Source organism: Herbaspirillum rhizosphaerae (genome assembly GCF_046025915.1).
In the GTDB taxonomy this organism is placed as follows: domain Bacteria; phylum Pseudomonadota; class Gammaproteobacteria; order Burkholderiales; family Burkholderiaceae_D; genus Herbaspirillum; species Herbaspirillum rhizosphaerae_A.
The window spans coordinates 448489-456999 of record NZ_JAQQFR010000003.1 but is presented as its reverse complement, the minus strand read 5'-3'; the positions used below and the strand labels follow the sequence as shown (position 1 = coordinate 456999).

6 protein-coding genes are annotated in these 8511 nt (G+C 56.3%); 3 read left to right on the top strand and 3 right to left on the bottom strand.

The annotated features are described in order from the left end of the window. The coding region (locus PQR63_RS06940; RefSeq protein ID WP_408166767.1) for a hypothetical protein at positions 1-369 on the bottom strand (369 nt) is incomplete at its 3' end. Between the two features lie 309 nt (positions 370-678). Between PQR63_RS06940 and PQR63_RS06935 the strand changes: the two genes are divergently transcribed. Beyond that, entirely contained in the window at positions 679-2175 is a 1497-nt protein-coding gene (locus PQR63_RS06935; protein WP_408166766.1) for a cryptochrome/photolyase family protein, read from the top strand. A gap of 233 nt (positions 2176-2408) precedes the next feature. Here PQR63_RS06935 and PQR63_RS06930 read toward each other — a convergent pair whose 3' ends face one another. Further along, positions 2409-4043: an HAL/PAL/TAL family ammonia-lyase gene (locus tag PQR63_RS06930; protein WP_408166764.1), complete on the bottom strand. Its 1635-nt coding sequence runs from the start codon at positions 4041-4043 to the stop codon at positions 2409-2411. 81 nt (positions 4044-4124) lie between these two features. Continuing rightward, positions 4125-5396: a urate hydroxylase PuuD gene (locus PQR63_RS06925; protein WP_408166762.1), complete on the bottom strand. Its 1272-nt coding sequence runs from the start codon at positions 5394-5396 to the stop codon at positions 4125-4127. Between the two features lie 494 nt (positions 5397-5890). On the opposite strand from PQR63_RS06925, the gene PQR63_RS06920 reads away from it, so the two are divergent. Beyond that, positions 5891-6826, top strand: coding sequence for a LysR family transcriptional regulator (locus tag PQR63_RS06920; RefSeq protein WP_408166760.1), 936 nt, complete (start codon positions 5891-5893; stop codon positions 6824-6826). A gap of 223 nt (positions 6827-7049) precedes the next feature. Next, the gene (locus PQR63_RS06915) at positions 7050-8453 is read left to right on the top strand and encodes a nucleobase:cation symporter-2 family protein (protein WP_408166758.1); all 1404 of its coding nucleotides are present in this window, start codon (positions 7050-7052) and stop codon (positions 8451-8453) included. Positions 8454-8511: the final 58 nt, after the last annotated feature.

Below are 8511 nucleotides of genomic sequence, written 5' to 3'. Positions count from 1 at the left end.
AGATCGCGGAGGAATATTCTCCTGCAGTGTTTCAATACATGAATTTGTATATTGTTTCGCCCACTCACTCCCAGTGTCGGGGCTAGTATCAAGGGGCACATCCTTAGTCCCAAGGTGGAAAATTCTTGAAATAACATCCCATCCCCATTCTTGTCTCTTAAAGGGCTGGTCGGAAACAATGTTCGCCTTACAGAAATCAGCATCGACAACATTTAATTCAGTATTAAACTCGTGATTTTCAGCGATCCAAAGAAGGCGGCTGACATATTCGGGCTTTAATTGATATTGGCTGTGCGACTCAAAATCCCACAAAACCACCTGATCAGAGAGAAAAAACAAGAAAATGTTTGGATTAAGGAAAGCATTCATAAGCAGCCCAATAAATAAAAAAGCATCCCGTAGGATGCTTTTTCTTACTTATTTAATAGGAGCACCGATTTGTGTCCAGTTGGCGATTTTTGTCGACTCGAGTTGAATTTTTTGCATGATCGTTCCTTAGAAGTTAAGTGAAATCAAACACCCATCTGAATGGTGACAGGCAACTGCACGATAACAACCAACGGCTTTTTGGCACATAGAATAATTCCTATTTTTCAATCCTCAATTACCATCCTACGAAGAAGCAGCTAATTTGCATCTAACCCATTGCTGATAGATTTTCTCTACGCATATATACATATGAGTCACTTCCACAACTCCCTCGTCTGGTTCCGTCGCGATCTGCGCATCAGCGATCACGCTGCGCTGTATTACGCGCTCAAACAAAGCAAACAGGTCCATTGCGTCTTCGTCTATGACCGCGACATCCTCGACGCGCTGATTGCCGATGGCCTGCAAGCAGATCGCCGCATTGACTTCATCATGGCCTGCATTGCCGAACTCGATGCCGCCTTGCGTGAAGCCGGTGGCGCACTGATCGTGCGCCATGCCTCTGCGCTGCAAGACATCCCGGCGCTGGCGTCAGAGCTTGGCGTCGACGCCGTCTTCACCAATCATGATTACGAACCACAGGCGATCAAGCGCGATGCTGCGGTCAAGAAACAATTGGAAAAAGACGGCCGTCAGTTGCTGACCTACAAAGATCAGGTCATCTTTGAAAAGGACGAAGTACTGTCGCTGGCGGGTCGTCCCTTCTCCGTCTTCACGCCCTACAAGAATGCGTGGATGAACAAGCTCTCCGGTCCTGGCGGCGACTTCTATCTCAAGCCTTATCCGGTGGATGCCTATTTCGCGCAACTCGCACCACCTTCAAAGAAATACCACAAGGCCTTGCCGACGCTGGAAGACCTCGGCTTCCTGCCGACCAATCTGAAAGACTTGCGTATCCCGACCGGCATGTCTGGTGCAGCACAATTGCTGGAGGACTTCCTGCCGCGTTTAGGCAAGTACGGCGACACGCGCGACTTCCCTGCGATCAAAGGGCCATCGTATCTGTCAGTGCATCTGCGTTTCGGCACGATCTCCATCCGCACGCTGGCACGTACTGCCGTCGACGCCATGCGCATCGGCGAAGGCCGCCGAGGTGCGCCGGTGTGGTTGTCCGAGTTGGTGTGGCGCGATTTCTATTTCATGATCCTGTTCCACCATCCACGCGTTGTTGAGCGCTCTTTCAAGGTGGATTACGACGCGATTCAATGGGAAGGCGGCAAGCACGCGCGTGAGAGTTTTGCGGCCTGGTGTGAGGGGCGCACAGGTTATCCGCTGGTGGATGCAGCGATGCTGCAACTGAACCAGACCGGCTATATGCATAACCGTCTGCGCATGGTGGTAGCGAGCTTTCTGACCAAGGACCTGGGGATCGACTGGCGTTGGGGTGAGAAGTATTTTGCGGATCTGCTGAATGACTTTGATCTGTCGGCCAATAACGGCGGGTGGCAGTGGGCATCTTCGTCCGGATGCGATGCGCAACCGTATTTCCGTATTTTCAATCCGATTACACAGTCGGAAAGGTTTGATGCGGAAGGAAAATTTATCCGGCGCTATTTGCCGCAGCTGGCTGGTTTGCCGGACAAATATATTCATGCGCCGTGGCTGTGTCCAGCGGACTTGCTGAAATCTGCCGGGGTGAAGTTGGGGAAGGATTATCCGGAGCCGATGGTGGATCATGCCGAGGCGCGGAAGAGGACGTTGTTGCGGTATGCGGTGGTGAAGAAGGATTTGGGGGATGAGGATTGATTTTGTTCCGACCTTCTTCCCTGGTAGCTGATTCTTTTCACTCTTCGATCAGCCCTGCCGGGGGTAGCCCGGCGGCTACTCACTTTTCTTGTCTCGCCAAGAAAAGTGAGCGGCTGCCGGGCCGCCCCCGGCAAACCACGGTTGACCGGAGAAAGAAAAGATTCAGCTACCGAAGAACAAACAAAAAAGAGCAGCCAAAGCTGCTCTTCCCTCACACACAACAACAAAACCAATCAAACAAACTTACCGATACGACCAACCACAGCCTCCCGCACCGATCCACTGGTGATAAAGGAATGCGCCACCTGAATGTCGTTGTGGAACCAGCGATCGCCGTCCAGACACGCCGGGATTTGCTTGCGGATCTCTTCATACGCCGCCTGCGTGCCCTCGCCCAGCACGAAGTCCTTGAGCAGTTCCTCCGTCATGGTCAGACCTTGCGCTGCCAATAGCATTTCCACGCCGACGATGTATTGCGTGTTGGCGACAACGGTGGCAGCCTTGCGCGCGCACCAGGTCGAGTTGGAGACGTGATCCTCGCTGTTGCCCTTGGCAGGGATACTGTCGACGCTGCCCGGCATGGACAACGTGCGGTTTTCCATCACGAGGGAACTCATCGAGCACTGCACCACCGGATAACCGGTGTTGACGCCACGTACACCGCTCATCAGATTGCGCGGCAAGCCCCATGACAGGGTCGGGTCGATCAGCCGTGCGATACGGCGTTCGCAGATGCTGCCCAGATCAGTGATGGTCATGGCGAGTAAGTCCATCGCCTGCGCCAGATACTGGCCGTGGAAGTTACCGCCTGAAATGATTTCAAAACCGCCGCCTTCTTTGTCAAAGATGAGCGGGTTGTCGGTGGCGGAATTGATTTCCTTGTCGACGATGGTGTCGATGTAGTCCAGCGCATCGAACACGGGGCCGTAGACTTGCGGTGCGCAGCGCAGCGAGTAGACGTCCTGAATACGCGACGAATACGGAATATCGGTACGACGCAGTTCGTCCGGCAGTTGCACGGAACGCGCTTCGTGCGTGGTACGGGTCGATCCTTTGAGCAAGGTGCGGACAACCGCGGCAGTCTTGATCTGGCCCGCATGCGGACGTGCTTGCTGAATGCGCGGATCGAAGGCGGACATCTCTGCACGCATGGCTTCCAGTGTCAGGCCCAGCGATACGCAGGCGTCGGTCAACAGGTTGCGTGAATCGTGTGCGGCCAGCACCGCCACGGCCAGCGAAGCGGTACAACCATTGATCAGCGCGGAAGCATCCTTGGCTTTGAGGTCAAACTTGACCGGGCCGATGTCTGCCTTGGTGATCGCTTCCGGCGCGCTCATGCGCTTGCCTTGGTACATCACTTCCGCTTCGTCGAAACCGACGATGGCAGCCGCCAGATAGGCCAAAGGTGCCAGATCGCCGGAAGCGCCGACGGAACCCTTCTGCGGCATGATCGGGTGAATACCAGCATTGATGAAGGCCAGCAGGCGATCGACCACTTCCACGCGCGGCGCGGAGTAATTGCTAGCGAAGGCATTGGCGCGCAACAGCATGGTGGCGCGGCTCACTTCTTCCGAGAACGGCTCGCCGATGCCGGCGCTGTGGGCCTTGATCAGTTGGGTCTGAAACAGCTCGATGTGTTCGACCTTGATACGGGTGTCTTTGAGCAAGCCGACGCCGGTGTTGAAGCTGTACATCATGGGCGCTTCATCGTGCATCCAGGTGGATTCGATGAAGTCGCGGCTTTGCTTCAGCGCGGCGCGGGAGGAATCCGCCAAGGCGACTTTGGCGTAGGTGCCGTTCTTTGCGCGCGAGACGCTGACAACTTGCTCCGCGTTGAGGTTGAAACCGTCGATGGTGATGGTGGTCATGGGATTTCCTTGTCTTTCTTTGTCAGTCAGGAACGCCTGCACAGAGGCAGGCGCGTCTCCTGTCGATACATGAACGCCGGATTACTTCGCGCCGGCTTCAAACCAGGCGCCGATCAGGGCGCGTTCTTCATCAGTCATGTGCGTCATGTTGGCCAGCGGCATGTCCTTGGTCTGGACCGCGCGCTGGTACACCTTGGCGGCGTGCTGGCGGATCAGCTCAGGCGTCTGCAACATCATGCCTGCCGGCGCGGTGGCGAAACCGGCTTGCGTCGGTTGCGCCGAGTGGCAGCTGGCGCAACGTTGTGTGATCACTTCCTGCACGCGGGCAAAGTCTACGCCGCTTGCCGCAGCGGCGACAGGTACAGTTGCGGAGGTAGTTGCCGTTACGCTTGCAGGGTCAGCAGAGGCGGCAGGAGCGACCTTAGGCAACGGCTTCGGCGCAATCGCAATCGCCACGGCCAAGAGCAATGCACAACCGGCGATCGGGAAGCCGATGGAGACCTTGCCGGCATGACGCAGGTTGAAGAAGTGACGGATCAGCACGCCGGCGGCCATGATCGCAGCCAGCACCAGCCAGCTGTACGCGTGGGTATAAGTCATCGCGTAGTGGTTGCTGATCATGATGAACAGAATCGGCAGCGTGAAGTAGTTGTTGTGCACGCTGCGTTGCTTGCCCTTCTTGCCGTAGATAGGATCAGGCGATTTGCCTTCCTTCATGGCTTCCACCAGCTTGCGCTGACCGGGAATGATGACCATCAGCACGTTGCCGACCATGATGGTGCCGATCATGGCGCCGACGTGGATGTAGGCAGCGCGGCCGCTCAGCAGATGCGTCAGCATGTAGGCTACGGCAACGATGAAGACGAACATCACCAGGCCGAGCAGGCCTTCACGTTTGCCCAGCGGAGATTTGCACAGCAGGTCGTAGACAATCCAGCCGACCAGCAAGGTGCCGAGGCCAACACCGACCGATTGCAGACCGGAGAGATCGGCGACCGACTTGTCGACCATCATGGCCGAGGCGTTGAAGTAGTAGACGATGAACAGCATCGCGAAACCGGTGATCCAGGTGGCATAAGCTTCCCACTTGAACCAGTGCAGTTCTTCCGGCAATTCGGAAGGCGCGACCAGGTACTTCTGCGGGTTATAGAACCCGCCGCCGTGCACGGCCCACAACTCGCCGGACACGCCCTTCTTGGCCAGGTCGCTGCCCGGCTTCGGAGGACGGATGGAATTGTCCAGCCAGACGAAATAAAACGATGCGCCGATCCACGCAATCCCGGTGATCAAGTGCAGCCAGCGCACCAGCAGATTGAGCCACTCCACGCCATACGATACGAACAATGCTTCCATGTCTTCCCCACGTTTGTTCCTCACCTGCCACTGCGGGCACTTCAGATGAGCGAGGCCGGGCCTCAAATCACAAAACGGTCGATCCGGGATGGATGTGCAAACATCTTCCCGGATAAATAAGAGGACTTGCGCAGAACGTCTCCTGCTCCTGCGTAAATCTTCGTTACCTGCTGCCGCGACGACCTCGGTGGCAATTGCCACCTGTTATTTTTTCTCAGTCGCGGCCTGCGCACACGGAAGGGGGCGACTGGGATGATGGAACGATAAACGTGTTGGGCTTTTAAAACATTGTCATCAGCTTATATTTGACATACGCATATTCATATACAACAATGGTCGTGTTATGTGGGAATCTCACTATTCTAAAAATATAACCAGAGACAACCAAAAACTAACAACATCAACAAGTGTGGCCACCCTCCACGGGTAAGAAGGCTGTTCAGCGCGCCCTGCGCAAACGCCCGCCTCGCATTACCAGTTACCCGGAGACAATGATGTCCAGGCTGCCAGACCATCTCGATATTCACCTGATTCGTATCCTCTATCTGTTGCTGTGCGAAAAGAACGTTTCACGCGTGGCGCTGAAACTTAACCAGCCGCAACCGTCGATCTCGGCGTCGCTGCGCAAACTGCGGGAGCTGACCGGCGATCCGCTATTAGTACGTGGCGCGCGCGGCATGGTGCCGACCCAGCACGGCGAAAGCCTGCTGAAACCGGCCAAGCGCATCCTTGAAGAAACCGAGCGCCTGTTCGTGCCCAAGACCGCCTTCGTCCCGCAGGAAGAAGCGCGCACCTTCCACATCGCCGCGCCGGACTACATGAACACGCCCTTCTTCACCGAAGTCATCGCCCGCCTGCGCCGCGAGTCGCCCAAGAGCCACATCGTCATCCATGCGCTTGGCCCGGAGACCGACTATGTGCGCCTGCTGTCGGACGGCGAACTCGACCTCGTCATTGCCAACTGGGATGAACCGCCGCCGCATCTGCATCTGTCCAAACTGTTCGACGATCCCATCGTGTGCCTGATGCGTTCCGATTGCGCCTACGCCAAGCGCACTGCCAAGGATGCGATGACGATAGAGGATTACCTGAGCCTGCCGCATGCAGCGCCGTCGCAGATTTTGCCCGGCTATCACGGCACCATTGACACTTTTCTGGAAAAGCAGAACCTGCATCGCAACGTCGTAGTCGAGTCGGCGCATTTCCGCATGTTGCCCTACATGGTGGCGCAGACCGACCTGGTGCTGACCGCCGGCCAGCAGTTCGCCAGCTTCTATGAAAAGACCTTGTCGCTGAAAAGTTATAGCGTGCCGATCAAGTTCCCGCCGCTGCGCTTTTATCAGCTGTGGCACGAGCGCGTGCACCAGGCGACCGAGCATAAATGGCTGCGCGCGCAGGTGAGCGCAGCGGCCAAGATGCTTGCCAATTAAGGCTTTTCGGCAATATTTGCATCACGATGCTTATATCCACATATAGAAAACGAGTATTGGCAGGCTTATATATTGGGCTGAACAATTTACTTTAGTATCGGCCCACAAGCCTGTACGAAGGATCTTGCTCAGAATCCGCACCCTTCTGCAAGGACTTGACGAGAGGCCGCAGCAAGCCGCATCCAACTTGCGACGGCCTCCATATAAAAACTTGGAGACAGCCATGACAACCCAAAGCCCTCAGGGTCACCCGGTGGACGAAAGACTACCGATACTCAAACTCGCCGCGCTGGGCATGCAACACGTACTCGTGATGTATGCCGGCGCTATCGCAGTACCGCTCATCGTCGGCGGTGCCCTAAACCTGCCAAAATCTGAAATTGCCTACCTGATCAGCGCCGACCTGTTCTGCTGCGGCCTGGTCACCATCATTCAAAGCCTCGGTATCTGGAAGTTCGGCATCCGCATGCCGGTCATGATGGGCGTCACCTTCGCCGCCGTCGGGCCGATGGTCGCCATGGCCAACAATCCATCACTGAGCATCCTTCACATCTATGGGGCCGTCATCGCGGCGGGGATATTCTGTATCCTGGCGTCGCCCTATATGAGCAAGCTCATGCGCTATTTCCCGCCGGTGGTCACCGGTACCGTGATCACGGTCATCGGTGTATCACTGATGGGCGTGGGCATCAACTGGGCCGCAGGCGGACAACCCATCATCGGCAAACTGGTCGACGGCGTCTTCGTCAAGATTCCCAACCCCGACTACGGCTCCCCGCTCAGCCTCTCCATCGCTGCCATCGTCCTCGTCTCCATCCTTCTCATCACCAAATACGTCAAAGGCTTCATCGCCAATATCTCGGTGCTGATGGGCATGATTGTCGGCTTCGTCATTGCATTGGCGCTGGGAAAGATCAGCTTCGACGGCCTCGGCGCGGCAGAATGGTTTGCAGTGATCAAGCCGTTCCACTACGGCTGGCCGCAGTTTGACGTCGGCTCCATCATCAGCATGTGCCTGGTCATGATCGTTACCATGATTGAATCGACCGGGATGTTCATGGCGCTGGGCGATATCGTCGAGAAAAAAGTCGACGACAAGACGCTGGCCCGCGGTCTGCGCGTGGACGGTCTGGGCACGGTAATTGGCGGGGTTTTCAACACCTTCCCCTATACCTCGTTCTCGCAAAACGTCGGTCTGGTGGGCGTTACCGGCATTCGCAGCCGCTATGTCTGCGTGGCCGCCGGCGTGATTCTGGCGGCGTTCGGCCTGTTCCCCAAAATGGCGCACGTGGCCGCTTCCATCCCGCAATTCGTGCTGGGCGGCGCAGGTATCGTGATGTTCGGCATGGTGGCCGCGACCGGGATCAAGATCCTGGCCAAGGTAGACTTCAACACCAACCGCAACAACCTCTTCATCGTCGCCATCAGCATCGGCGTCGGCATGATCCCGATTGTCGCGCCGACCTTCTTTGACAAGATGCCCGGCTTCTTGTCCACTATCTTCCATAGTGGCATATTGCTTGCATCAACCATGGCAGTGATCCTGAACGTGTTCTTCAACGGCCGTGGCAGCGACGAAGAAGTCGCCAACTATGCGCTGGCAGCCGCACAGAGTTCGGATCATTAGGATTTAAGCAGACAATGGCGAGTCCCGCTCGCCCGGCAGTATTCTTGCAGCATGACAG